25 protein-coding genes and 1 tRNA gene are annotated in these 23,835 nt (G+C 74.3%); 11 read left to right on the top strand and 15 right to left on the bottom strand.

The genetic code is table 11. The features are described from left to right. Positions 1-24: 24 nt before the first annotated feature. The 6 genes from sepX to D6B71_RS07525 all read right to left on the bottom strand — a co-directional run bounded on the left by sepX (position 25) and on the right by D6B71_RS07525 (position 5,265). Positions 25-888, bottom strand: coding sequence for a divisome protein SepX/GlpR (sepX, locus tag D6B71_RS07550; protein WP_121253601.1), 864 nt, complete (start codon positions 886-888; stop codon positions 25-27). Positions 889-993: 105 nt separating this feature from the next. Then, the gene (locus D6B71_RS07545) at positions 994-1,635 is read right to left on the bottom strand and encodes a GNAT family N-acetyltransferase (protein WP_240641204.1); all 642 of its coding nucleotides are present in this window, start codon (positions 1,633-1,635) and stop codon (positions 994-996) included. Further along, positions 1,632-2,126, bottom strand: a complete 495-nt coding sequence (locus D6B71_RS07540) for a MogA/MoaB family molybdenum cofactor biosynthesis protein (RefSeq protein WP_121253599.1) — start codon at positions 2,124-2,126, stop codon at positions 1,632-1,634. The genes D6B71_RS07545 and D6B71_RS07540 overlap by 4 nt, the downstream gene beginning before the upstream one ends. Continuing rightward, on the bottom strand, positions 2,123-2,620 hold the full coding sequence (gene moaC, locus D6B71_RS07535; protein ID WP_121253597.1) for a cyclic pyranopterin monophosphate synthase MoaC: 498 nt from the start codon (positions 2,618-2,620) through the stop codon (positions 2,123-2,125). The genes D6B71_RS07540 and moaC overlap by 4 nt, the downstream gene beginning before the upstream one ends. Positions 2,621-2,633: 13 nt before the next feature. Continuing rightward, positions 2,634-3,875, bottom strand: a complete 1,242-nt coding sequence (gene glp / locus D6B71_RS07530; protein WP_121253595.1) for a molybdotransferase-like divisome protein Glp — start codon at positions 3,873-3,875, stop codon at positions 2,634-2,636. Further along, a complete protein-coding gene (locus tag D6B71_RS07525) occupies positions 3,868-5,265 on the bottom strand; it encodes a UTP--glucose-1-phosphate uridylyltransferase (protein ID WP_121253593.1) in 1,398 nt (465 codons plus the stop codon). Before D6B71_RS07525 ends, glp begins: the two co-directional genes overlap by 8 nt. A 101-nt stretch (positions 5,266-5,366) precedes the next feature. Here D6B71_RS07525 and D6B71_RS07520 point away from each other — a divergent pair, with 101 nt between their 5' ends. Next, positions 5,367-5,966: a 5-formyltetrahydrofolate cyclo-ligase gene (locus D6B71_RS07520; protein ID WP_121253591.1), complete on the top strand. Its 600-nt coding sequence runs from the start codon at positions 5,367-5,369 to the stop codon at positions 5,964-5,966. 24 nt (positions 5,967-5,990) lie between these two features. Here D6B71_RS07520 and D6B71_RS07515 read toward each other — a convergent pair whose 3' ends face one another. After that, positions 5,991-8,678 (bottom strand): penicillin acylase family protein, encoded by a 2,688-nt coding sequence (locus D6B71_RS07515; protein WP_121253589.1) that lies wholly within the window; start codon positions 8,676-8,678, stop codon positions 5,991-5,993. 97 nt (positions 8,679-8,775) lie between these two features. Here D6B71_RS07515 and D6B71_RS07510 point away from each other — a divergent pair, with 97 nt between their 5' ends. The 3 genes from D6B71_RS07510 to D6B71_RS07500 all read left to right on the top strand — a co-directional run bounded on the left by D6B71_RS07510 (position 8,776) and on the right by D6B71_RS07500 (position 10,314). Next, a complete protein-coding gene (locus D6B71_RS07510) occupies positions 8,776-9,069 on the top strand; it encodes an FmdB family zinc ribbon protein (RefSeq protein ID WP_121253587.1) in 294 nt (97 codons plus the stop codon). A gap of 200 nt (positions 9,070-9,269) precedes the next feature. Next, entirely contained in the window at positions 9,270-9,854 is a 585-nt protein-coding gene (locus D6B71_RS07505; RefSeq protein WP_240641203.1) for an SAF domain-containing protein, read from the top strand. A gap of 46 nt (positions 9,855-9,900) precedes the next feature. Next, positions 9,901-10,314 carry an MscL family protein gene (locus D6B71_RS07500; protein WP_121253583.1) on the top strand — a complete coding sequence of 138 codons (414 nt, stop codon included), beginning with the start codon at positions 9,901-9,903 and terminating at the stop codon, positions 10,312-10,314. Between the two features lie 41 nt (positions 10,315-10,355). Here D6B71_RS07500 and D6B71_RS07495 read toward each other — a convergent pair whose 3' ends face one another. After that, a complete protein-coding gene (locus D6B71_RS07495; protein ID WP_121253580.1) occupies positions 10,356-10,562 on the bottom strand; it encodes a hypothetical protein in 207 nt (68 codons plus the stop codon). Then, on the bottom strand, positions 10,559-11,680 hold the full coding sequence (locus D6B71_RS07490; protein ID WP_240641202.1) for an LCP family protein: 1,122 nt from the start codon (positions 11,678-11,680) through the stop codon (positions 10,559-10,561). Before D6B71_RS07490 ends, D6B71_RS07495 begins: the two co-directional genes overlap by 4 nt. Positions 11,681-11,923: 243 nt before the next feature. Here D6B71_RS07490 and arfA point away from each other — a divergent pair, with 243 nt between their 5' ends. From arfA to D6B71_RS07475, 3 genes are all read left to right on the top strand, one after another. Continuing rightward, positions 11,924-13,441, top strand: coding sequence for an arabinosylfuranosidase ArfA (gene arfA, locus D6B71_RS07485; RefSeq protein WP_121253576.1), 1,518 nt, complete (start codon positions 11,924-11,926; stop codon positions 13,439-13,441). Between the two features lie 21 nt (positions 13,442-13,462). After that, complete coding sequence (locus D6B71_RS07480) at positions 13,463-14,836, top strand: hypothetical protein (RefSeq protein WP_126688201.1); 1,374 nt, start codon at positions 13,463-13,465, stop codon at positions 14,834-14,836. A gap of 57 nt (positions 14,837-14,893) precedes the next feature. Next, a tRNA-Arg gene (locus D6B71_RS07475) sits at positions 14,894-14,969 on the top strand. Positions 14,970-14,992: 23 nt separating this feature from the next. Here the strand turns inward: D6B71_RS07475 and D6B71_RS07470 are convergent. The 4 genes from D6B71_RS07470 to D6B71_RS07455 all read right to left on the bottom strand — a co-directional run bounded on the left by D6B71_RS07470 (position 14,993) and on the right by D6B71_RS07455 (position 18,875). Continuing rightward, positions 14,993-15,325, bottom strand: a complete 333-nt coding sequence (locus D6B71_RS07470; protein ID WP_121253572.1) for a hypothetical protein — start codon at positions 15,323-15,325, stop codon at positions 14,993-14,995. Positions 15,326-15,438: 113 nt separating this feature from the next. Further along, complete coding sequence (locus D6B71_RS07465; RefSeq protein WP_121253570.1) at positions 15,439-16,710, bottom strand: HNH endonuclease signature motif containing protein; 1,272 nt, start codon at positions 16,708-16,710, stop codon at positions 15,439-15,441. A gap of 411 nt (positions 16,711-17,121) precedes the next feature. Further along, positions 17,122-17,466 (bottom strand): hypothetical protein, encoded by a 345-nt coding sequence (locus D6B71_RS07460; protein ID WP_121253568.1) that lies wholly within the window; start codon positions 17,464-17,466, stop codon positions 17,122-17,124. Between the two features lie 224 nt (positions 17,467-17,690). Further along, positions 17,691-18,875 (bottom strand): saccharopine dehydrogenase family protein, encoded by a 1,185-nt coding sequence (locus D6B71_RS07455; RefSeq protein WP_121253914.1) that lies wholly within the window; start codon positions 18,873-18,875, stop codon positions 17,691-17,693. A gap of 105 nt (positions 18,876-18,980) precedes the next feature. Between D6B71_RS07455 and D6B71_RS07450 the strand changes: the two genes are divergently transcribed. Further along, the gene (locus D6B71_RS07450; RefSeq protein ID WP_121253566.1) at positions 18,981-19,250 is read left to right on the top strand and encodes a DUF2277 domain-containing protein; all 270 of its coding nucleotides are present in this window, start codon (positions 18,981-18,983) and stop codon (positions 19,248-19,250) included. 33 nt (positions 19,251-19,283) lie between these two features. Beyond that, on the top strand, positions 19,284-20,156 hold the full coding sequence (locus D6B71_RS07445; protein WP_240641201.1) for an NAD-dependent protein deacetylase: 873 nt from the start codon (positions 19,284-19,286) through the stop codon (positions 20,154-20,156). Positions 20,157-20,186: 30 nt separating this feature from the next. On the opposite strand, the gene D6B71_RS07440 is transcribed toward D6B71_RS07445, so the two are convergent. After that, positions 20,187-20,615, bottom strand: a complete 429-nt coding sequence (locus tag D6B71_RS07440) for a hypothetical protein (RefSeq protein ID WP_121253564.1) — start codon at positions 20,613-20,615, stop codon at positions 20,187-20,189. 225 nt (positions 20,616-20,840) lie between these two features. Then, on the bottom strand, positions 20,841-21,527 hold the full coding sequence (locus D6B71_RS07435; RefSeq protein WP_121253910.1) for an iron-dependent transcriptional repressor DtxR: 687 nt from the start codon (positions 21,525-21,527) through the stop codon (positions 20,841-20,843). Between the two features lie 128 nt (positions 21,528-21,655). Here D6B71_RS07435 and D6B71_RS07430 point away from each other — a divergent pair, with 128 nt between their 5' ends. Together D6B71_RS07430 and D6B71_RS07425 are read left to right on the top strand one after the other, a co-directional pair. Then, positions 21,656-23,044, top strand: a complete 1,389-nt coding sequence (locus D6B71_RS07430; protein WP_240641200.1) for a cryptochrome/photolyase family protein — start codon at positions 21,656-21,658, stop codon at positions 23,042-23,044. Next, on the top strand, positions 23,041-23,826 hold the full coding sequence (locus D6B71_RS07425; RefSeq protein WP_240641199.1) for a hypothetical protein: 786 nt from the start codon (positions 23,041-23,043) through the stop codon (positions 23,824-23,826). Before D6B71_RS07430 ends, D6B71_RS07425 begins: the two co-directional genes overlap by 4 nt. Positions 23,827-23,835 lie beyond the last annotated feature (9 nt).

Below are 23,835 nucleotides of genomic sequence, written 5' to 3'. Positions count from 1 at the left end.
CCAGTTCCCAGCCGAGCTCCAGGCTCAGGAGCCGACCGCACGCTCCGCGTCGTCCTGCGCGGCCCGGGCGGCGCGGTCGGCGGCCTCCGCGTCGCGCGCGATCTGGGCGTCGCCCTCGGTGCGCCCGGAGGTCCACACACCGGTGGAGTCGAGGTCGATGGTGCGCACGGTGCGGCTGGCGGCGGGCTTGGAGACGTAGGTCGGCAGGGTCACCGGGACCGGCTCCCACAGGGTGGGGTCGGTCATCGGGAGTACGACGGGCGGCTGGTCCTCGACCCGCTGCATCGGCCCGGTCTCGGCGTCCTCGACCGGCGCCACGGGGGCGGCGGGCTCCTCGGCGGGGATCTGGATCGGCATCCTGGACGCCGGCGCCCGGCGCTCGCGCTTGACCATCAGGCGGCAGGCCACCAGCCAGGCGACCAGGAGGGTGGCCGGCGCCGCGACCCACCACCAGGCGAGGACGGCGAACGCGGCGAGGGCCACGACGAGCAGGTTGAGCGCGAGGACGCCGAGCAGCACCCGGCGGCGACGGCGGGCCGCCCGGTTGGCTGCCTCGCGCCGGGCACCGGCCGAGCGGCCGGCCGCGGGCTGAGTGGGGACGGCCTTCTCGGCGGGAGCCTCGACCGGCGCTTCGGCGGGCGTCTCGGCCTCGGAGCTGCGCGGCTTGGTGACCACACTGGTCGCGGTGGCGGGCCGGCCGGGCGTGACCACGAGGCGGGCCGAGCGGGCGTCGACCGGCTCGCGCCGTGCCAGCACCCGCATGGTGTGCGAGAACCGGTCGACGGAGCGGCTGCGCGCCACCTCCTCGTGGTGGTGGAGCGCCTTCGGGATCAGGTAGGCGGCCCACGCCACGGCGAGGGCGACGAAGATGAGTGCGCTCGGGTCCACGCGCTAGAGGTTAGGTTCGCTACCGCAGCCCGGGTCGGATGTCTACCCGTGTGTCGCAAAATGACTTCTGGGACTTGTGTGACTGGAGCGGCGCGGAGCGGCCCGTCAGCGGTCGTCCGCGGCGAGCAGCCGGGCCAGCAGCCCCTCGGGACACTCCTCGACGGTGACCGCATAGAGCCGGTGGTCGCGCCAGGCCCCGTCGATGTGCAGGAAGCGCGGCGCGTAGCCGACCTCGCGCAGCCCGAGCTTCTCGACCACCCGCAGCGAGTTCGAGTTCTCCGGCCGGATCGCCACCTCGATGCGGTGCAGGCCCGCCGCCGTGAAGCAGTGGTCGACCACCATCGCCACCGCCCGCGGCATCACGCCCCGGCCGGCCTGGTCCCGGTCCAGCCAGTAGCCGACCGAGGCGAACTGCGCGGCACCGCGGACGATGTTGTTCACGGTCACCTGGCCCGCGAACGCTCCGTCGACCTCGACCGCGAAGGGGTACGTCGTGCCGCGGCGCGCCTGCCGGTGCAGCTGCCGCACCAGTCCCCGGAACGACGTCGGCCGCGCCTCGGCGCCCGGCGGCACCGTCGCGTCCCACGGCACCAGCCAGGCGGCGTTGCGCTGCCGGGTGGCCCGCCAGGCGGCACCGTCGGAGTAGGTCAGCGGCCGCACCACGATGCGCATGCCGTCGCTCACGTGCTCGAGGCGTGCGGGCCAGGCGTGCCGGCGCCGCGACCGGGCGCGGGGGCGCGAGCTCAATGGTCGCTCCCCACCACCTGTTCCACGGCGTGCACCAGCACCGGGCCGAGCACCTCCAGGCCGTCCTTCACCCCGCCGCGGGAGCCGGGCAGGTTCACGACCAGGCAGTGCCCGGCGACCCCGGCCAGCCCGCGCGAGAGCGCCGCCGTCGGCACCCCCTTGGCGAGGCCGTGCGCGCGGATCGCCTCGGCCAGCCCCGGCACCTCGCGGTCGAGCAGCGGGCGGGTCGCCTCGGGCGTGCGGTCGGTGGGAGTCAGCCCGGTGCCGCCGGTGGTGAGCACCGCCCTGGCCCCCGCGGCGACCGCCGCCGCGATCGCCTGCCCGACCGGCTCCCCGTCGGGCACGACCGCGGGAGCCTCGACGACGAAGCCCAAGCCGGTCAGGAACTCCACCAGCAGCGGACCTGTGGTGTCGGCGTAGACGCCGGCGGCGGCGCGGTTGGAGGCGACGACGACCGCGGCCGGGAGGCCGGCCGCCCCCTCGCCGGTCACCGCGACCAGTCCCCGGACTTGCCACCGGTCTTGGCCTCGACCCGCACGTCGGTGATCACCGCGCCCTTGTCGACGGCCTTGACCATGTCGACCACGGTGAGCGCGGCGACGCTGACCGCGGTCAGCGCCTCCATCTCGACACCGGTGCGGTCGGTGGTGCGCACGGTCGCGGAGATCGCCACCGCCGGGGCGGGCTCGTCGACCACGTCGAGGTCGACCACCACCCCGGAGACCGCGAGCGGATGGCACAGCGGGATCAGCGCCGGGGTCTGCTTGGCGCCCATGATGCCGGCGATCCGGGCGACCGCGAGCGCGTCTCCCTTCGGGACCCCCTCGCCGCGCAGCAGCCGCACGACCTCGGCCGAGACCAGCACCCGCCCGGTCGCGGTGGCGGTGCGGGCGGTGACGTCCTTGCCGGAGACGTCGACCATCCGGGCCGCGCCGGACTCGTCGACGTGGGTGAGGGTCCGTGGCTGCTCGGGCGTCGGTGGCATGGTCGCGACCCTCTCAGAAGTCTCCGTCGAGCGGCAGCACCGCCACCTGCTCGCCGGCCTCGACCCGGCTGGTCTCCTCGGGCAGCACGATCAGGCAGTCGGCGTTGGCGAGGTCGCCGAGCAGGTGCGAGCCGGGGCCGCCGACCGGGGTGACGTGGGTGCCGGCGGCGTCGGAGCCGCGCTCCCCGCGCAGGAACTGACGGCGCCCGGTCGGCGAGTTCACCCCGCGGGTCAGCCGGGCCCGCTGCTGCGGCCGCTCGAAGGGGGTCTTGCCCATCATCTTGCGCAGCGCCGGCAGCACGAACACCTGGAAGGAGAGGTACGCCGAGACGGGGTTGCCGGGCAGCGTGAACACCGGCACGGCGTCCTCGCCGACGGTGCCGAACCCCTGCGGCTTGCCGGGCTGCATGGCCACCCCGCCGAACCAGACGTTGCCGGTGGGCTGCAGCGCCTCCTTGACCACGTCGAAGTCGCCCGCCGACACCCCGCCGGAGGTGACCACGAGGTCGGCGCGGACGAGCTGGTCGTTGAGCGCGTCGAGGAAGGTGCGCGGCTCGTCGGGCACGATGCCGACCCGGTAGGCGATCGCGCCGGCGCGCCGGGCCGCGGCCGCGAGCAGGAACGAGTTGCCGTCGTAGATCGAGTCGTGGCCCAGCTGCTGACCGGGCTCGCGCAGCTCGGAGCCGGTCGAGATCACCACGACCCGGGGGCGCGGCCGGGAGCGCACGGTGGCTCGGCCGACCGCGGCCAGCAGGCCCAGGTGGCGCGGGCCGAGGACGGTGCCGTGCTCGACGAGCAGGTCTCCCTCGGCGACGTCCTCGCCGGCGCGGCGTACGTGCTGGCCGGGCGTCGGCGCCTGCGTGATGCGCACCTGGGCCACGCCGCGGTCGGTCCACTCGTAGGGGACGACGCTGTCGGCGCCGGCGGGCATCGGCGCGCCGGTCATGATCTTGGCGGCGGTGCCCGGCGGCAGCGCGAGCAGGCGGGCCTGGCCGGCACCGATCTCGCCGACCACCGGCAGGTGCACCGGCTCCTCGGCGCCGGCGGTCGCGACGTCCTCGTGGCGCACCGCGTAGCCGTCCATCGCGGAGTTGTCGAACGACGGCAGCGCCATCGGGGCGACGACGTCCTCGGCGACCGCGAGGTCGAGGGCGTCCATCAGCGGCTGCTGGTAGTCGGGCAGCGGCCGCACCCCGTCGAGGATCCGGGCCAGGTGCTCCTCGACCGAGACCAACCCCCCGTGCGGGTCAGGCATCCGCCGCCCCGGGCTCCCCCGACAGCACCGTCCCGGACTCCACACGCTGGGCGGAGTCGGCACTCAGCTCCACCTCACCGACCACCTCGACGCCCTTGCAGAAGGTCCAGTCGCCCTCGATGCGCAGCGCCTGCGCCTTGCGCATCGACGGCGCTCCCTCGGGGAAGCGCTTGTCGAACTCGCCGACGAGCTTGTAGAAGTCGCCGTCGAGATCGACGAACGGCAGGTGGTCGGTGGTCTGGCCGAGCACGTAGCCGGGGTCGAGGTCGTAGACGTCCGAGCGCAGCACGAGCAGGTCGTTGGTGGTCTTCACCGGCACGAAGCGGTCGCGCCCGACCTCGATCAGCTTGGCCCCCTCGAACACCTCGATCGCCGCCCCCATCGCGGTCTCGATCTGGACCACCTCGGGGCTGGTGGGGTCGCTGGGGTCGACGTTCTTGACGTTGCGGATCAGCGGCAGGCCCAGGATGCCGTCGCGGACGTCGAGGGCCTGCTTGAGCGCCTCGAGGTCGATCCACAGGTTGTTGGTGGAGCAGAACCGGTGCCGCGACAGATCGGCGAGCGCGTCCTTGTCGGCGTCGAGGGTCTGCGCGGTCTCGCGCAGCACCAGCCGGCCGTCGACCTTGCGGCGGGCGAAGTGGCCGCCCTTGCGGTCCGACGGGGTGCGGCGCACCGCCTCGATCGCGAACGGCGCGCCGGACGCGGCGAACCAGCCGGCCACCCGCGCGTCGGGCACCGCGCCGAGGTTGTCGGAGTTGGAGACGAACACGTAGCGGTAGCCGCCGTCGAGCAGCTGCTGCAGCAGGCCGGTGCCGCGCAGCGCGGTGTAGAGGTCGCCGTGACCGGGTGGGCACCACTCGAGGTCGGGGTCCTTGGCCCAGGACACCGGGGTGAGGTCCTTGGCGAGGAGCTTGGGCTCCTTGTTCTGCAGGAACTCCAGCGGCAGCCCCGGCACCGGCAGCTCCTCGTAGCGGGCGAGTGCCGCCATGGTGTCCTCGGAGGTGCGGAAGCTGTTCATGAAGATCAGCGGGATCGCGACGCCGTACTCCTCGCGCAGCGCCATCACCTGCCGGGAGATGATGTCGAGGAACGACAGCCCCCGGCGCACGCACAGCAGCGACTTGGCGCGGTCCATGCCCATCGAGGTGCCGAGGCCGCCGTTGAGCTTGATCACCGCGGTCGCGCGGATCGCCGCCGCGGCGGTGTCGTCGTCGACCTCCACGTCGGCCAGCGACTCGATGTCGACCGGCTCGATGCTCGACTCGGGGATCATCCCGGTCTCACCGTGCTCGAGGAGCCGGTAGTAGTGGGCGAAGGTCTCGATCGCGACCTCGTCGACACCGGCGGCGGCCATCTTCTCGCGCGCCATCTTCAAACCTGCAGAAGCCATGTTCACGATCGTAGGCTTCCCCGGTGGCCGCGTCGCAATCCCGTCCATCCACACCTGAGCCCACACCTGAGCCCACACCGGATCCCGGCGGCTCCGGGCCGGTGCGCGCGGCCAAGTTGGCGCTGCGCGACCAGCTGCTGACCGCGCGCCGCCGGCGGCCGCTGCTCGAGGTCGGCGAGGCCGGCCGCGCGATCGCCGACCTGCTGCTCGCCGACGACGAGGTACGCCGCGCGGCCACGGTCGCGGCGTACGCCTCGGTCGGCACCGAGCCCGGCACGACGCTGCTGCTCGAACGGCTGCTGGCCGCCGGGAAGCGGGTGCTGCTGCCGGTGCTGCTGCCCGACGGCGACCTCGACTGGGCGGTGCACCCGGGGCCCTCCGGCTCCCTGCAGCCGGCGCGCCGGGGGCTGCTCGAGCCGCCCGGCCCCCGGCTGGGCGTCGAGGCGGTCGCGACCGCCGACGCGGTGCTGGTGCCGGGGCTCGCGGTCTCCCCCGCCGGCCTGCGGCTGGGCCGCGGCGGCGGCTCCTACGACCGGGCCCTGGCCCGGGTGCCGGTCGGCACCTTCACCTGCGTGCTGCTCTACGACGACGAGGTCGGCCTCGAGGTGCCCGCCGAGCCGCACGACCGCGCCGTCGCCGCGGCGTGTTCGCCGGGTGGGGTGCGGCGGTTCGGCGAGGCGAGTCTCGGCCGCCCAGTGTGACCGGAGGGACGGGGCCGGAGCGACTCACTCCTCCGGCGCCGGCTCCAGCGTGAGCACGTCCTCGCCGGCCGCCTCGACCGCCGGCCGGGTGAACGCCCAGGGCAGCGTCTCGCCGTCGGCCCACAGGTCGGTCTGGTCGGTGTAGTGGGCGCTGGCCGGGTGGCCGGAGACACCCCCCAGGTTGATCCACCGGGAGCTGTCGAGGTCGTCGAGGTCGACCAGCATCCGCATCGCCGGCGCGGTGGTCACCCGGTAGCCGACGGCCGCGTCCCAGCCGGTGGCCTGCACCGTGGAGGCGCCCCCGCCGAGCCGCCAGGCGCCGCGGTTGAGCAGCCACTCCTCCACCGCGCTGCCCGGGTCGCCCAGCGCCGAGGACCGCAGGTCCAGCACGTGCAGTCGTCCCCAGGTCCAGTCCTCGGCCCGGCGCGCCTGGGTGCGGGTCAGCTCGTCGCGGGCCAGCAGCTGGGCCTCGACCAAGACGTGGTCGCGGGACTCCACGTCGGCGGTGGTGACGTCGTCCCACCAGGCGTCGTGCGGGCGGTCCAGCAGGTCGGTGACCACGGCGTACCACCGCTGTCCGCCGTCGGGCCAGGCCGCCTCGGGCAGCTCGTCGTGGAAGGTGAGCTCGAGCAGGTGGCGCCACACGACGTTGAAGTACGCCGCGGCCGCGCTGTCGGCGGGCTGGCCGAAGTCCCAGTCGGCGAGCAGCTCCTGCCCGTCGGAGTCGTAGCCGGCCGGCAGCTCGACCTCGAGCAGGTGCGGGACGAGCACCGGCGCGAGGAGGTTCTCGTCGTCGAGCTGGAGCGCGAGCATCTCCTCGACGGAGACGGTGCTGCCCTCGTGGACCAGCTGGGCGAGGATCCGGTGGATCCGCTGGGCCCGGTAGCCGCGGTCCCAGTCGCGGGTCAGCGCATAGGGGTAGTCGGGGCCGACCGCGGCCTGGTTGGCGGTGACCAGGAACCCCTCCTCGGGGTCGAGCACCTGCGGCAGACCGTCGAACGGCACCGTCTCGCCGGCCCAGTCGTCCTCCGGACGCCATCCCCGGGCCGGCACCGTGCCGTCGTTGCCGGACTTGCGCACCGGCACCCGCCCGGTGGCCTGGTAGCCGATGTGGCCCTCCCGGTCGGCGTAGACGAGGTTCTGGCCGGGCACGGCGAACGATGCGGCGGCGGCGCGGAAGGAGTCCCAGTCGGTGGCCAGGTCGAGGCCGAGGATGGCGTCGGCGGTCGGCTGTGGCTCGAGGGCGGTCCAGGCGAGCGCCACGGCGAGCTCGGCCTCGGTCGCCGTGTCGGGCTCGGGGTCAGGCTCGGTGTCGGGCTGGCCCGGGCCGGAGCCCTCGGCAGCCAGAGCCACGTCTTCGTAGCGGTCGGCGGCGTCGGAGATCAGCGGACCGTGGGCGGTCTCGCGGACGGTGAACGTGACGTCGTCGCCGTCGGCGACGCGGATGGTCTCGGTGCGGGTCCGCAGCGGCCGCAGCCGACCGTCGCGCAGCCACTGCTCGCCCGCGACCTGCTCGACGTAGAGGTCGGCCACGTCGGCACCGAGGTTGGTCATGCCCCAGGCGATGTCGGCGTTGCGCCCGATCAGCACCCCGGGCACGCCGGCGAAGGTGAAGCCGGCGACGTCCAGGGGGCAGTCGTCGTCGACCTCGCGGCAGTGCAGGCCCATCTGCATCCACGCCGACGGGAGCCCCACCCCCAGGTGCGGGTCGTTCGCGAGCAGCGGGGCGCCGCTGTCGGTGTGCTCCCCGGAGACGACCCAGGCGTTGCTGCCCACCCCCTCGCCGCGGCCCAGCCACGCCGGCATCCGGTCCAGCGCCCGCCCGACACCGGCGAGGACGTCGGTGCGCGGCGCGCCCCAGCCGGGACGCTGCGGGTTGCGGGTGCCGCCGGTGGTGGCCTCGGGCTCGAAGACGCCGTCGACCACGACCCCCTGCCCCACCGCCGGCATCTGCTCCACGTGGGCCGGATCCAGTTGCCCGGCGCGGCGGGCGCCGACGGCCGCGGTGGCCAGGGCGCGGTCGACCTCCTCGGTCAGGTTGCCGCTGAGGTCCCAGGCCATGGCCTTGAGCCAGCTCAGCGAGTCGACGGGGGTCCACCGCTCGGGGCGGTAGCCCAGGCCGCCGAGGTTGAGCAGGGTGTACTCGACGGCGAGCTCGGAGGGGGAGCGCTGGTCGAGGTAGGCGTTGACCCCGTCGGCGTAGGCCTCCAGCGCCGCCCGGGTCTGCGGCTGCACCAGGGCGAGCTCCTCCTCGGCGACCCGCCGCCAGCCCATCGTGCGCACCAGCCGGTCGCTGTCGACGGCGTCCTCGCCGACCAGCTCGGCGAGCCGCCCCGCGGTCGCGTGCCGGCGGACGTCCATCTCGAAGAACCGCTCGGAGGCCTGCACCCAGCCCTGCGCGCGCATCAGGTCCTCGATCGAGTCGCCGTAGAGCTGCGGGATGCCGTGCGCGTCGCGGACCACCTCGACGTCGGACTCCAGGCCGGGCAGCGTGGCGCTCCCGGTGGTCTGCGGCAGCGGCCGGCGCACCAGCACCACGCCGGTCGCCAGCGCCGCGATCAGCACGAGCACCAGCCCGACGGCGGCGTACGCCGTGCCGCGCAGCGCGCGGGGCCAGGTGCGGAAGGCGGTCCATGCAGCCCGGACCCGCTCCCGGACCGCGCCGGCGGGAGCGGCGGCGGTGGGCTGCGGTGTCGCGGGGCGGTCGGTCATCGCCGAGCCATTGTGCCGTGCCGTAGCATTGGCAGTCGTCAGGGCAGAGTGCCAATCGGCGTTCGATGCACTGCCCCGGGACCTGTGGAGGAGAACCGTGCCCACCTATCAGTACGCCTGCACCGAGTGCGGCCACGCCTTCGAGCAGTTCCAGAGCTTCTCCGACGACGCTCTGACCGAGTGCCCCGAGTGCACCGGCCGACTGCGCAAGCTGTTCAACGCCGTCGGCGTGGTCTTCAAGGGTTCTGGCTTCTACCGCACCGACAGCCGCGGCTCCGGCAGCTCGTCGACCCCCGCGGCGTCGACCTCCTCGGCCGGTTCGAGCGGCTCGGGATCGGGCAGCTCCTCGGGCGAGTCCAGCAAGACCGCAGCGGCCGCCGCGACCAGCTGACTTCCGCGGCCGAGTTCCACAGCGGCCGCCTCGTGGCTGCCCTGTGGAGCCCGAGCGCGCCCTGGTGCGCGGCGTCCTAGCGTCGTCGGGTGCCCTCCTCGCGACCTGATCCCACTCCCGCTCCGGCGACCGGTGGTCCCGCCCACCCGTCTCCCGGGCCGCGGGTCCGGTGGTCACGACGCCTGCGCGCCGTGCGCCGGGTGGCCCTGGCTCGCCGTCGGCTGATCGCCGCCGTGCTCGCGGGGGTGGCCACGGCCGCGGGCCTGCAGGCGGCAAGCGCACCGCCGCCGGCGACGGTCCCGGTGACCGTCGCCGCCCACGACCTCCCGGCGGGCGTGGTGCTGGGCCCCGACGACCTGACGACCGCGCGGTTCCCGGCCGGCAGCGGCCCCGCCCGTGGCGACCTCGACCCGGTCGGCCGGGTGCTGGCGGCGCCCGTGGCCCGCGGCGAGCCGGTCACCGACGTCCGCCTGGTCGGCGCCGCGCTGACCGAGGGCCATCCGGGCCTCACCGCCCTGCCCGTGCGGCTCCCGGACGCCGGGGTGGCGGCGCTGCTGCACCCCGGCGACCGCGTCGACCTGGTCGCCAGCGATCCGCAGGGGTCCGGTGGTGCCTCGGTCGTGGCGTCGGCTGTGCCGGTGCTCGCGGTGCCCGACGCCGAGCCGGGCTCAGCGATGGACGGCCTGTCCGGGCGTCTGGTCCTGGTCGGGTTGTCGCCGGAGGAGGTGCCGGCCGTGGCGGAGGCCGCGGTGCGTCTCTTCCTCACCGTCGCGTTTCCGGGCTAGCGTGGCGAGGCCGGGACCACCCGGCGCTATCCAAGGAGGGATCCCCATGCTCGGTGGTTTCAAGAACTTCATCCTGCGCGGCAACCTAATCGAGCTCGCCACCGCGTTCATCATGGCGACCGCGTTCGCCGCCGTGGTCACCGCGACCGTCGACGTCCTGATGGACCTGATCGGCAAGGTCGGAGGCACCCCGGACTTCTCCGACTACGTCTACAAGGGCGTCAGCGTGGGCGCCTGGCTGACCGCGCTCATCTCGTTCGTGATCCTGGCAGCGGTCGTCTACTTCTTCATCGTCCTGCCCTACACCAAGGCCAAGGAGCGCTACTTCCCGAGCCCGGAGCCGGGCACCCCGGAGGACGTCAAACTGCTCCAGGAGATCCGCGACCTGCTGGCCAGCCAGACCGGCACCGGCCCGAACGGCCCCGCGGGCGGGTCGACCGGCGGTGCACACTCCGCCTGAGCCTGCACGAGCACCACGGGTGGCTGGCCCCCAGCCGGAGGTCAGCCGCCGTGGTGCGGCGGCACCTGGGCCCGCAGCCAGGCCTCGTTCTCCGAGCCCTGCCGCGCGTCCGGCCGGCCGCTGTCGTCGCGCTCGTCGCGGGTCGTGTCGGGGAGCGCGTCGCCGAAGACCTCGGCGAGCCGGCGGCGTCGCTGCCAGTCGGCGGCGTCCCGGCTCTCCGCAGCCACCGGCTCGCCGGGCTCGCTCACGCGCAGAGCCCCGCCTGCTCGAGGGCCTGGGCCCGCTCGTCGTCCTCGGCGCCCGAAGAGGGCGAGCCGCTCGGCGACTCGGATCCCGAGCCGCTGGACGGGTTGCCGGAGCCGGGCACGTTGCCGGCACTGATCGCCTCGGAGGTGAGCCGGCGGGTCAGCGGCTCGTCGGCGATCAGCTTCTCCCACAGCGCGTCGGCCTCGGGCAGCCACTCGACCCGGTTCGGGTCGGCGGGGCTGTACTGCCAGGGCACGGTGAGGAACTGGATGTTGTCGAGGCCGATGTTCTGGAAGCCCAGGCCGAGCTTGCCGATGCGATAGACGTTCTCCAGGCCCGGGTCGACGGTCAGTGAGTTCGTCGCCGCGTTGAGGAACCCGACCAGCCGGTCGAGGCGGGCGACGGTGCCGCTGGAGATGACCTTCTTGGCCATCGCCGCGATGAAAGCCTGCTGCCGCTTGATCCGGCTCAGGTCGGAGCCGTCGCCGAGGGTGTAACGGGCGCGGACGTAGTTCAGCGCCTCCTTGCCCTCGATCTCACGGGTGCCGGCCGGGATGTTGATGCCGTGGGCCGGGTCCTCGATGTCCTCGGGGATGCACACCTCGACACCGTCGATGGCGTCGACCATGTCCTGGAAGCCCTGGAAGTTGACCACGATGTAGTGGTCGACGAAGACGTCGGTGAGCTGCTCGAACTGCTGGATCGTGCAGGCCGGCCCGCCGAGCTGGTAGGCGGCGTTCCACATGGCGCCGGACTCGGCAGGGATGGTCGATCCGTCCTCGGCCTCGCACTCGGGCCGGTCGACCAGCGAGTCGCGCGGGATCGAGATGCCGTAGGCCCGCTCCCGATCGGCGGAGAGGTGCATCAGGATCGTGGTGTCGGAGAACCCCGAGCCGGTGCCCTCCTGGTCGATGTCGCAGCCCTCGCAGTCGCGGGTGTCGGAGCCCATCACCAGGATGTTGAGCGGCTCCTGGGGCAGCTCGCGCCCCTGCTTCTCCGGACGGTCGTGGAGCTGGTCGGCGAGGTCGACGACCGTGAGGTTGCCGTTGAGGTGGCGATAGATGAAGACCACCGACAGGCCGGTGACCATGCCCAGCACGAGCAGGCTGGACAGCAGCACCTTGGCGACGGTGTGGCGACGGGGTGGCCGCGCGCGGCGGCGACCCGGGCGCCGTGCCCGAGACGGGGCGGCCGGGTCCGGGCGAGCATCGTCCTGCTCGACGTCGGACATGGGGATCTCTTTCGGGCGTCGGGGGGTTACGCAGGACGAACCCTACGTGTCAACCCCAAATGATCACCCGCGATTCCGGAAGGACCAAACCCCGGGACGACGCGGCCCGGCGGCTGCCTGTAGAACCGAGTCGTGAACACCGCCACGCTCGTCCTCGACCCGGCGTTCCGGGTCGCCCCGGTCGACCCCCGTGTCTTCGGCTCGTTCGTGGAGCACATGGGCCGTTGCGTCTACACCGGCCTGCACGAGCACGACCATCCGAGCGCCGACGAGCGCGGCTTCCGCGGCGACGTGCTGGAGCTGGTCCGTGAGCTGGGCGCGACCATGGTGCGCTACCCCGGCGGCAACTTCGTCTCCGGCTATCGCTGGGAGGACGGCATCGGCCCGGTCGATCAGCGGCCGCGCCGCCTCGACCTGGCGTGGCGGGCGATCGAGCCCAACACCGTCGGGGTCGACGAGTTCATGGCCTGGTGCCGCTCGGCCGACGTCGAGCCGATGATGGCGGTCAACCTCGGCACCCGCGGCACCAAGGAGGCCGTCGAGCTGCTCGAGTACTGCAACCACCCGGGTGGCACGGCGTGGTCGGACCTACGCCGGGCGAACGGCTCCCCCGACCCGCACGACGTCAGGGTCTGGTGCCTGGGCAACGAGATGGACGGGCCGTGGCAGATCGGCCACAAGACCGCCGCCGAGTACGGCCGGCTGGCCGCCGTGACCGGCCACGCCATGCGACGCGTCGACCCCCGGGTCGAGCTGGTCGCCTGCGGCAGCTCGGGCACCTCGATCCCGACCTTCGCCTCCTGGGAGGCGACCGTGCTCGCCGAGTGCTACGACCAGGTCGACCACGTGGCGCTGCACCACTACGCCGACCCAGCCGGCCTGAGCCTGGGCGAGCACCTGGCCGCCGGCGTCGAGCTGGACCGCGCGATCGGCGACATCGTGGCCACCGCCGACCACGTCGGCGCCCGGCTGAAGTCCCGGCGCCGTCTCGGTGTCGCCGTCGACGAGTGGAACGTCTGGTACTACTCCAAGTTCGCCGGCGAGGAGTCCCTCGACTGGGCCGAGACCAAGTCGCTGAGCGAGGACGACTACACAGCCGCCGACGCGGTCGTGGTCGGCAGCCTGCTGATCACGCTGCTGCGCCACGCCGACCGGGTGCGGATGGCCTGCCTGGCCCAGCTGGTCAACGTGATCGCCCCGATCCGCACCGAGCCCGGCGGCCGGGCGTGGCGGCAGACCACCTTCCACCCGTTCGCGCAGACCGCCGCGCTCGCCCGCGGCGAGGTGCTGCGGGTCGAGCCGCGGTCGCCGCACTACGACACGCGCTTCGGCGACACTCCTCTCCTCGACGCCACCGCGACGTACGACGAGGAGTCCGGCGCGCTGACCCTGCTCGCGGTCAACCGGAGCACCGACGAGCCGCTCGAGCTCACCGCCGAGCTGCGGGCGTTCCCGGGCCACCGGGTCGCCACCGCCACCACGCTCGCCTCGCCGGACCCCGGCGCGACGAACACCGCCGACACCGAGGACCGGGTCGTGCCTCGGGACAACCCGCAGGTGACGGTGGCCGACGGGCGAGTCACGGTGGTGCTGCCGCCGGTGTCGTGGAACGTGGTCCGACTCGTGCCGGCGTCCGAGCAGGGCGGGTGACCGGGTCCGGCGGCGGCCGAGATGCCTGAGGTGGCGGAGCTGGGCGCCCCCTCCCCCGCTGCGCTGGGGGCCGGATACGAGGTCGTGGCGCGGTTCCGGCCGTTCGCGCTGGTCGCGCCGGGGTTCGCCGCCGTGGCCGACGCCCCCGTCACCGGCGGTGGACTGCATCTCGCCGAGGCCGGTCCGCCGGCGCCGTTCGCGGCGGTGGAGGTGGCCGTGCCGGCCGGGGCCAGGACGGCGGCGGCCGGCCTCGCCACCGCCGACGGTGACCACCTGGTGGTCCGGTGGGAGGCCGGCAGCTCGCGGGTGACGCTCGAGCTGCGGCTGGCCGGGCGCACCCGGGTGCTGCGACGGCGGCGGGTCTCGACCGACGGCGGCTTCACGCTGGGCTTCGCGCTCTGCGAGAACCAGGCGACCGCGCTGGTGGACCGCGGCTCGGGCTGGCGGCCGGTGCTCACCGAGCGCAAGAGGGTCGCGGCGGAGCTCGACCTGCGACGCGAGGACACACTGGCCGGCCTCCGCTACGCCTGGTCGGTCGACGCCGCGGCACCGGGCTCGGCCACCGCGGGGCTGTTCGGGATGGCCGGGCTCCGCGACCCGCACCTGGTGCAGCACGCCGACGGCACGGCGTACCAGCGCGACGGCCGGGTGTTCCTGACCTGGACCTGTGCCGGTTTGGGGTTCTTCCAGCAGGCCCACTGGTCGGTGTGGTCGCTGGACCCGGCCGACCCGACCGACCTGCGGCTGGAGTCGCAGCTGTTCACCCGCCGCGACGGGCTGGTGCTGGGCGACCACGCGGGCCAGCTGGTGCGCGTCGGCGACCGGTGGCTGGTGGCGACAAGCTCGTGGGGCGACTTCGCGCCCGGGCGCATCCACGTGCGGCACACCGAGACCGACGCCGACCTGCTCAGCGGCGTGCATCTGCTCGAGACCGAGCGGACGCCGCTGCCGACAGCGCACGGCTCCTGGGACCCCGCCCTCACGCGGGTCGACGGCCGCTGGCAGGTGGCCTATGTCGAGAGCCCCTCACAGGACCCGTTCGACTTCCACCCCGCGCTCGCCAGCACCGACCGCGACCGCTGGACCGACGGGCTGACGCCGGTGTTCGCCGCCGCCGACCTGCGGCAGTGCGAGGGGCCGGTCCTGGTCACCGCCGGCGGCACGACCTGGCTGCTGGCCAGCGACCGCGACGCCGCCGCGTTCCCCGTCTTCGACCTGGCCGGACGCCGCGCCGGGCGGCTGGACGCGCCGTACCCGACGAACATCCCGCACCCGCAGCTGCTCCCCGACCCGGCCGGCGGCTGGTGGCTGCTCACCTTCGACGGCACCGGGTTCGCGCCGCGGGTGATGCGCTACGGGGGGCACGGTGACGTGGTGGTCATGCACTCGGCGTGAACCGCGCGTGCCAAGATGTCTCCCGGCGCCCGCGGCCCGTGCGGCCGGGCGCCACAGGCCCCAGTAGCTCAGCGGATAGAGCAGCCGCCTCCTAAGCGAAAGGTCGCAGGTTCGACTCCTGCCTGGGGCGCCACCTCACCGGATCGAGCCGCTCGGTCAGCCGGCGAAGCCCAACAGGAGCCCGGCCAGGGCGAGGGCACCGGCGACGACGCGCAGGGCGAGAGCCGAGCGGAGCGGTGCCGGCAGATAGCTCGGCAGCGACTCACCGGTGGCCGCCCGATCACCGAGGGCGACGAACGGGGCCGCCGCGACCAACGCGAGGCCACCCCCGATCCCCGCCGGATCACTGTGGGGGATCGCCTCGGCGAGCGTCCACACGCCGAGGGAGACCAGGGCGGTGACGGTCGCCCACGACCGGAACCGGTTGCCGCCGCGTAGGAGGTCACCGCTGGAGTCGCTCGAGCTCGGTTGCTGGGGTGGCCCGTACATGTCGACCATCCTGCCCGGCCCGGGCGGCGATCACGCCATCCGCGCGCGCCTATCCCCTCGCCGTGGGCCGAACGCATCCGGCGGCGAGTCAGAGGTGTGATGAGTCCACTGGCCTATTGGCGGAGGCGGGTGAAGGTGACGGTGCCGTCGGGTGCCCAGGTCTGTTGGTAGCGGTCATCGTGGGCGCGGTGGTGGTGCCAGGGGCAGAGGAGGGCGCCGTCGGCGAGGTCGGTGGTGCCGCCCTTGACCCATGGGTTCTTGTGGCGGGCTTCGCACCAGGCGGCGGGGACGGTGCAGCCGCGTGCTTGGCATTGGTGGTGGGCCAGGCCCATCGCGATGCGTTGGGGGCCGGTGAAGAGTCGTTGGCTGCGGCCGAGGTCGAGGACCTGCCCGTCACCGTCGAGGACTGCGGGCAGGAGGCTGTGTTCGCAGGCCAGGCGGCGGAGCTGGCTGATGGAGATCTGGTCGCCGGTCGACAGGCCGGCGGCGCCCAGGTCGTCACGGAGCTTGTCGTGGTCGATGGTGGCGACGATCTTGACCGGGGTCCGGCCTTGGGTGGGGAGCTTGTCGGTGGGGATGTGCTCCACGAGGGCGCAGAAGGCGAGCCCCAGCAACTGGTCGTGGGGAATCCGCTCCCCGGTGTCGGGGTCGAGCCGGGGGAGCCCGTCGGCGACTTCTCGGTGGTGGTCGAGTCGGGGGCTGGTGTGGGCGTGGAGGGCGGTCTTGAAGATCGCGGCGACGGCGTCGGGGATGTCGGCGACGATGCGGGTGCGGCCGTCACCGAGCGGCTTGAACACCAGCCGGGTCTTGGCGCGGGCGTGGCGTTCTTCGTCTTCGAGGCGTTTGCGTTCTTCGTCGTCGGCGATGTCGGGGGCGACGACGTCGAGGATCCGGCGGCCCAGGATGCGCAGGTCGCGGGGGTTGTGGAAGCCGGCGAGGCGGACCAGCTCTGCCTCGGCCGCGGCGATGACCTCGGCGCCCAGGCGGCGGGGTAGTTCGTCGAGGGCTCGGGCGATGACGGTGACCTGGTTGCGGTTCACGCCACCGGTGGCCCAGGCGGCGGCCAGGGTGGGGTACTTGCGGTCGAGGGTCTTGGCGAGCTTCTCCTCGGCCGCGCAGGAGGCGGCTTCGTCGCGGGTCTCGACCGCGAGCCAGGAGGCCACGGAGCGGGCGCCGCGGTCCTCGGCGAGGTCGCCGGAGGCGGCGACCACGCGGGCTTTCAGTGAGGCGAGTTGTTCGTGGGCGCGGTGGAGGTCGAGGAGCAGGTCGGCTTTGGTGTCGACGGGCAGCCAGGTGGGGTCGAGGTCGACGACGTCGGCCAGCGCCTGGGTGATCGCCGTGGCGCAGGCCTGGAGCGGATGCGTCCGGGTGCTGGTCGTCGTCATGGCACTACGTTAGAGGCGACCACCGACAGTCGCGTTCGTGCAGGTGTTCGATCTGTGGATGAGGTTGCGTGGTCGTCGGTTGTGGACAACGAGGGCGCGGGGCAGGGGTCTCGGCAGGCTCGACCACCGGGGTGCGCCCGACCACCGGGGCCGCGGGTCTCGACAAGCTCGACCACCGGAGCTGGCTCGACCATGCGGGACCGGGGTTTCGAGACGGCGCTGGCGCGCCTCCTCAACCTCCGGGGCAAGCTCGACCCTCGGGGCGGGGGTTTCGAGACGGCGCTGGCGCGCCTCCTCAACCTCCGGGGGCGAGTCGACTACCGGGGCCGGGGTTTCGAGACGGCGCTGGCGCGCCTCCTCAACCTCCGGGGGGTCTCGGCCGGCTCGACCGCCGGGGAGCCTTGCGGCGCGCTACAGGATCGCGAAGAGCAGCCAGCCGCCGGCGATGCTCGGCAGCACGCCGAGGCCGACCCAGAAGCTGAACGCGGGCACCCCCATCAGGGCCCGCGACACCAGGATCGAGCCGACCGCCGGGACGGCCGCGGCCACCACGAGTGCGGCGCGCAGCGCGGTCGAGGCGTCGGCCAGGACCAGGGCGGCCAGGCACAGGATCACCGATCCCAGCCAGGCGACCGGAGGCAGCACCACGGCGCCCGCTGCCCGCAGCAGGGTCAGGAGCAGCGCCAGCACCGAGCCCGGCCGAGTGGTCGGTGAGCCCTCGGCGAGCCCCGGGTAGTCATGCGGCAGCACGGTCATGCGCTCACCTCTCGGCCAGGGTCGAACACCCAACCGATCGACCACTCCGGACGATCCAGCAGGAGTTCCGGCGAGAACGCCCCGAGATAGTGCTCACGTCACCCGGTCACCGCCCGGATGGGCCATGCCGGCCCGCCACCCGGGTGGGGCGGCCCTGCCCCCGTGGCCGGTCGCCCCCGCGACCGGTGCCGCCGGCCGGGCGCTCGGCAGCGGGCGTCAGGCGGTCACTCGCCGCCCTGGCCGACCACCTCGAACCTGATTCCGGCCGCCTGCAGCCGAGCGGTGAGGTTCTCCCCCATCGCCTGCGCCGTGGTCACCTGACCGGACGTCGCCGGGTTGTCGTCGAAGAGCAGGCACAGCGCGCTCTCCGCGAGCATCTTCGCGGTCTCGCCGTAGCCCGGGTCGCCGCCGCTGACCCGGGTGTGGATCGAGCGCCCGTCGCCCTCACCGACCAGGTCGACGGTGAACCAGGACCGCTCGCGGCGCCGCTCGTCGGGGCCCTGACCCTGCTTGACCCGGCTCAGCAGCAGCCGGCGCACCGGCCCGACCTGGGCGCTCGCGGCCAGCGCCGACACGCCGACCGCCCCGCCCACGGCGTACGGCAGCGACTTGGTGCCGGCGTAGTGGGAGTAGCGGAAGTCGGGCCCGTAGTCGTCGCGGGCGGCCGCGCTGCGCGCCACCACCAGCGGGTCGATCGTGGGCAGCGGCAGCAGCCAGAACCCCAGCCGCCCGTCGCGGTGCGGCTTGCCGGTGACCGCCCGCGCCCTGCGACCCTCGGGACGCGGCTCGGCCCGGCGCCGCGCACCGCTCGCCTCGCGCATCTGCTTCGCGCGCGACATCGCCGTCATCGCCGAGTGGAACGTGCCGCCCGAGAACATGCCGCTGGCCCGGACCACACCCCGCACCGTCACCGGCCCCTCGGCCCGCAGCTGCTGGACGGTGTAGAGCACCCCCAGGTCGTGCGGCACCGAGTCGAAGCCGCAGGCGTGCACGATCCGGGCACCGCTGGCCTCGGCGGTCGCGTGGTGCGCGAGCCACATCCGGTCGACGAACTCCGGCTCGCCGGTGAGGTCGACGTAGTCGGTGCCGGCCTCGGCGCACGCCGCGACCAGCGGCTCGCCATGGGTCAGGTAGGGCCCGACCGTGGTGATCACCACCCGGGTGCGCTCCGCGACGGCACGCAGCGAGGCGGGGTCGTCGACGTCGGCGTGCACCAGCGCCAGGTCGCCGTGGGCCGGGTCGATGCCGCGCAGGTGCTGGCGCACCGCGTCGAGCTTGTCGGGGTTGCGGCCGGCCAGCGCCCACCGCAGCCCGGTGGGGGCGTGGCGGGCGAGGTACTCCGCGGTCAGCCGGCCGGTGAAGCCGGTGGCACCGAAGACGACCAGGTCGAGCTCTCGCGCGTCGGACATGACCGCCATGCTGGCAGGCACCGGCAAGCGAGGGCGGATCGGCCGCCGTTCGTCCTGCCCTGCGGACGCTCCCGCCCCGGGCCGGCTCGACGTACCCTCGTCGGCATGTGCCGCAACATCCGCCAGCTCCACAACTTCGAGCCGCCGGCCACCGACGACGAGGTCGCTGCGGCCGCGCTGCAGTACGTCCGCAAGGTCAGCGGCAGCACCCGCCCCTCCCAGGCCAACCAGGCGGCCTTCGACCGGGCCGTGGCCGAGGTCGCCCACGCCACCCGCCACCTGCTCGCCGAACTGGTCACCACCGCCCCGCCCAAGGACCGCGAGGTCGAGGCGCAGAAGGCCCGCGCCCGGGCAGCGGTGCGGTACGCCCGGTGACCGACCGGTGGCGATGACGGTGGCGATGCTGCCGTGACGGCGCTGCCCCACGCCGCGATCGGGCCGTCCGCCCCGCGGGAACGCTCCGACGACCCCGAGGCCGCGCTCGACCTGCTCGTCGGCCGGCCGCTGGTGGTGCTCACCGGGGCCGGGCTCTCCACCGACTCCGGGATCCCCGACTACCGCGGACCCGGATCACCGGCCCGGGCGCCGATGACCTACCAGGAGTTCGTCGCCACCCCGGCCGCACGGCGGCGCTACTGGGCGCGCAGCCACCTGGGCTGGGCCCGCATGCACCGCGCGGAGCCCAACGCGGGCCACCGCGCCCTGGCCCGCCTCGGCGCCCGGCTGCTGATCACCCAGAACGTCGACGGGCTGCACGAGGCCGCCGGTACGCCGCGCACCGTGGCCCTGCACGGACGGATCTCCGAGGTGGTCTGCCTCGACTGCCGGCGCACCGGCGGCCGCGACGCCCTGCAGGCGACCCTCGCCGCGCTCAACCCCGGCTTCCTCGAGCGGTACGCCGCCGCGGCGCACCGGCCCGACGGCGACTTTGAGCTCGACGACGCCGAGGCGGTGGCCGGCTTCGTCGTGCCCGGCTGCCCGGTCTGCGGGGGCGTGCTGAAGCCGCACGTGGTGTTCTTCGGCGAGAACGTGCCCCGAGCGCGCGTCGAGCGCTGCTACGCCGAGCTCGACGGACTCGCCGAGACGAGGGGTGCGCTCCTGGTAGCGGGCTCGAGCCTCACCGTGATGAGCGGGCTGCGCTTCGTCCGCCGGGCGGCCAGGCAGGGCACGCCCGTGGTCGTCGTCAACCGGGGGGCCACCCGCGGCGACGCGCTCGCGGCGTACCGCGTGGAGGCGGGCTGCAGCGAGTTCCTGGGCTCGCTGGCCGACCGGGTGGCCTGAGGCCACTCGAGGTGAGCGGGTCGGCCCCGGTCAGCCCAGGGCGCTGACCCGGCGCGTGCGCTGGCGGGCGTGGCGCTCGTGGGGCAGGCCCGCGGTGGGGCGGGCGACCTCGTTGTCGGTGTAGGCCTTCGCGGCCCGCTCGGCGCGGATGCGGCGCAGCTCGCCGAGGAGGTCGACGACCTCGTGCATCTCGGCGTCCTCGGAGCCGGCCTCGAGACCGAGGCGGCGCTGCTCGGCCATCTCGGCGGTGAGCCGAGCGCCGACGGTGAGGACGTAGTGGGTGTCCTCGAGGCTGAAGGAGATGTCGGCGACGGTGGCGGCGTGGAACTCACCGGCGCGGTCGCGGATGACCAGCTCCTCACCGGGCTCGAGCCCGCGGCTCAGGCCCAGCGTGGTGTGCGCGACATCCAGCACGCGGCTGCTCGCTCCGACCTTGGTCGGAACCTCGACGATCTCCATCACTCTTCTCCCCCTGTAGCGCACCCTCGGCACCACGGCGTTTTCAACGACAGATCCCGAGGATGGTTATCGATCTCCACCGTAACCCCCGGAGACGAACATCCGATCCGCACGATGCCACGCGAAGATCCACAGATCGGTAACAGGAGGATTCCGCCAGGCATGCGACCATGCGCCGGTCTAGTCCACTTTCTGGAGCGCCGGGATCGGGCCCCCGGTCGAGCGTCAGAGGCGCCGGACGAAGATGTGCGCCGCGGCCTCGGGGGTCACCTCCGCCGACTCGCCGCCCGCCCCCACCAGCACCCCCTCCGGGGTGGAGACGACCGTGATCGTCTTGTCGGGGAGCGCGCCCACTCGGCGCAACGCGCTCATCAGGAGCTCGTCCTTCTGCATCTCCTCGGAGATCCGCCGCACCAGCACCCGCCCCTCCTCGGCCCCGGCCGCGGAGGAGAGCGGCTCGACGCCGGCCATGAACGCCTCGCTCGCGCCGTGCTCGCCGAGCTCGTCGAGCCCCGGGATCGGGTTGCCGTACGGCGACTCGGTGGGGTGGTCGAGCAGCTCGACCAGGCGCCGCTCGACGGTCTCGGAGATCACGTGCTCCCAGCGGCAGGCCTCCTCGTGGACGAGCTCCCACTCGAGGCCGATCACGTCGGTGAGCAGCCGCTCCGCGAGCCGGTGCTTGCGCATCACCCGGGTGGCCAGCCGCCGGCCCTCCTCGGTGAACTCGATGTGGCGGTCGCCCTCGACGGTGAGCAGGCCGTCGCGCTCCATCCTGGCCACGGTCTGCGACACGGTGGGCCCGCTCTGGTGCAGCCGCTCGGCGATCCGCGCACGCAGCGGGACGATCCCCTCCTCGACCAACTCGTAGACGGTCCGGAGGTACATCTCGGTGGTGTCGATCAGATCGCTCACGCGGGCCATTGTTACCCATCGGCACCGACAGCCGCCGAGTCCGGTCCGGCGCCGGCGGCCGCGAGGTGACGCGACGCCGACACCCGCCGTGACGCCGGGGCGTTGGGCCCGCCTGGCAGGTTGGGCAGGTGCCCTCGGTGATGTGGTTCCGCCGCGACCTGCGGCTGCGCGACCACCCCGCGCTGCTCGCGGCCGCCGCGGACGGTGAGCTGCTGTCCGTGTTCGTGCTCGACCCGCGCCTGTGGGGCCCGGCGGGGCCGGCCCGCCGCGCCTATCTGGCTCGCTCGCTGCGCGCGCTCGACGCCGGCCTGCGCGAGACCGGCGGTCGGCTGGTCGTGCTCACCGGCGAGGCCGAGCGCGAGGTGCCCGCCGCGGCCCGTGCCGTCGGCGCCCAGCGGGTGCACGTCACGGCCGACTTCGGGCCGCTCGGCTCCACCCGGGACACCGCGGTCGAGGCCGCGCTGACCGCCGAGGGCCGCACGCTCGTGCGCACCGACTCGGCGTACGCCGTGCCACCCGGCACCCTGCACACCGGCAGCGGCGGACCGTTCCGGGTCTACACCGCCTTCCTGCGCCGGTGGGCCGAGCACGGGTGGCCGGCCCCGGCGCCGGCGTTCACGGCGCCCGAGCACGGATGGGTCGACGGCAGCGCCCTCGACCGAATCACGACCGCCGAGCTGCCTCCGACGGAGCCGCCGGCCGGGATGGCCCTCCCCGAGGCGGGCGAGGGCGCGGCCTGGCGGCGGTGGCGCGCGTTCGTCGACGCTGAGGAGCCGGGGGAGCACGGCGCCGCCGGCTACGCGGAGCGCCGCAACCGCCCCGACCTCGACGGCACGTCTCGGATGTCGGTGCACCTGAAGTGGGGCGAGGTGCATCCACGGAGCCTGCTCGCGGACCTGTCCGGCCCTGGTGACGGTCCGGCCGCGCTGCGCCGCGAGCTGGCCTGGCGCGACTTCTACGCCGACGTGCTGCACCACCGTCCCGACTCCGCGCGCGACTACTGGCGCCCCGAGTTCGCCCGCCTGGACTACGACCCGCCCGGCCCCGCCCTGGACGCCTGGCGGGAGGGGCGCACCGGCTTCCCGATCGTCGACGCCGGCATGCGGCAGCTCCGCGCGAGCGGGTGGATGCACAACCGGGTGCGGATGATCGTCGCGAGCTTCCTGGTCAAGGACCTGCACGTGGAGTGGCAGCACGGCGCCCGACACTTCCAGCGCTGGCTGGTCGACGGCGACCTGGCGTCGAACTCCCACGGCTGGCAGTGGGTCGCCGGCAGCGGCACCGACGCGGCTCCGTTCTTCCGGGTCTTCAACCCGACCGGGCAGGGCCGCCGCTTCGACCCCGACGGGAGCTACGTACGCCGCTGGGTGCCGGAGCTGCGCGACCTGCCGGCCGGTTCCGACGTCCACGACCCGTCGCCGGCCGACCGGGAGGCGACGGGCTATCCGCCGCCGCTGGTCGACCACGCCGCCGAGCGCCGCGAGACCCTGGACCGGTGGGAGAGGATGCGCCGGTGACGCTCTCCACCGACGCCATTCCCGCCCCTGCCCGGGCGCTGCTGGTGCCTGCCCGGTTCAACGGCCCGCCCGCCTCCGGCAACGGCGGCTGGACCGCGGGTGCGCTGGCGGCACTGATCGCCTCGTCGGTCGGGCCGACGGTCACCGTGCGACTGCAGCAGCCACCGCCGCTCGGCACCGCGATGGCGCTGCAGGCCGACGACGGCTGGACGGTCGCGCTCCGCGACGGGGCGCCGGTGGCCCGAGCCCGGGCCGGCGACGCCGACCTCACCCCCGTGCCGGGCGTGGCGTTCGCGCAGGCGCGCGCGGCCGAGCCGGGCTACGCCGGCCACCGCGAGCACCCCTTCCCGACCTGCTTCTCCTGCGGCGTCGACCGCGAGCCGGGCGACGGGCTGCGGATCTTCCCCGGCCCCGTGGCCGCGGTCGAGGGCCGGTCGCGGGTCGCCGCGACGTGGACTCCGCAGCCGGGCGTCGCCGGCGAGGGAGACCGGGCCACCCGGCAGGCCACCGCGCCGGTCACCGCGCCGGTCACCTGGGCGGCCCTGGACTGCGTCAGCGCCTGGGCCTGCGACCTCACCGGCCGGCCGATGGTGCTCGGCCAGATGACGGCCCGCCTCGACGCCCTGCCCGAGGTCGGCGCCGGGCACGTGGTGGTCGGCGAGCACCGCGGCGACGAGGGGCGGCGTACCTCCACCGCGTCGAGCCTGTACGACGCCTCCGGGCGGCTGCTGGCCACCGCCGAGCACGTGTGGGTCGCCGTCGACCCCGACGCCTTCCGCTGACCCCGACTC

The sequence above is a fragment of the Nocardioides ferulae genome (assembly GCF_003660455.1).
Classification (GTDB): domain Bacteria; phylum Actinomycetota; class Actinomycetes; order Propionibacteriales; family Nocardioidaceae; genus Nocardioides; species Nocardioides ferulae.
This window is presented reverse-complemented; position numbering and strand designations above follow the sequence as displayed.

Excerpts from the sequence above, each read along its gene's own strand:
- moaC (WP_121253597.1), bottom strand. The coding sequence starts at position 2,620 with ATGCCACCGACGCCCGAGCAGCCACGGACCCTCACCCACGTCGACGAG.
- D6B71_RS07500 (WP_121253583.1), top strand. The coding sequence starts at position 9,901 with ATGCTCGGTGGTTTCAAGAACTTCATCCTGCGCGGCAACCTAATCGAG.
- D6B71_RS07470 (WP_121253572.1), bottom strand. The coding sequence starts at position 15,325 with ATGTACGGGCCACCCCAGCAACCGAGCTCGAGCGACTCCAGCGGTGAC.
- glp (WP_121253595.1), bottom strand. The coding sequence starts at position 3,875 with ATGCCTGACCCGCACGGGGGGTTGGTCTCGGTCGAGGAGCACCTGGCC.
- D6B71_RS07465 (WP_121253570.1), bottom strand. The coding sequence starts at position 16,710 with ATGACGACGACCAGCACCCGGACGCATCCGCTCCAGGCCTGCGCCACG.
- D6B71_RS07525 (WP_121253593.1), bottom strand. The coding sequence starts at position 5,265 with ATGGCTTCTGCAGGTTTGAAGATGGCGCGCGAGAAGATGGCCGCCGCC.
- D6B71_RS07440 (WP_121253564.1), bottom strand. The coding sequence starts at position 20,615 with ATGGAGATCGTCGAGGTTCCGACCAAGGTCGGAGCGAGCAGCCGCGTG.
- D6B71_RS07455 (WP_121253914.1), bottom strand. The coding sequence starts at position 18,875 with ATGTCCGACGCGCGAGAGCTCGACCTGGTCGTCTTCGGTGCCACCGGC.
- D6B71_RS07450 (WP_121253566.1), top strand. The coding sequence starts at position 18,981 with ATGTGCCGCAACATCCGCCAGCTCCACAACTTCGAGCCGCCGGCCACC.
- D6B71_RS07515 (WP_121253589.1), bottom strand. The coding sequence starts at position 8,678 with ATGACCGACCGCCCCGCGACACCGCAGCCCACCGCCGCCGCTCCCGCC.
- D6B71_RS07460 (WP_121253568.1), bottom strand. The coding sequence starts at position 17,466 with ATGACCGTGCTGCCGCATGACTACCCGGGGCTCGCCGAGGGCTCACCG.
- D6B71_RS07480 (WP_126688201.1), top strand. The coding sequence starts at position 13,463 with ATGCCTGAGGTGGCGGAGCTGGGCGCCCCCTCCCCCGCTGCGCTGGGG.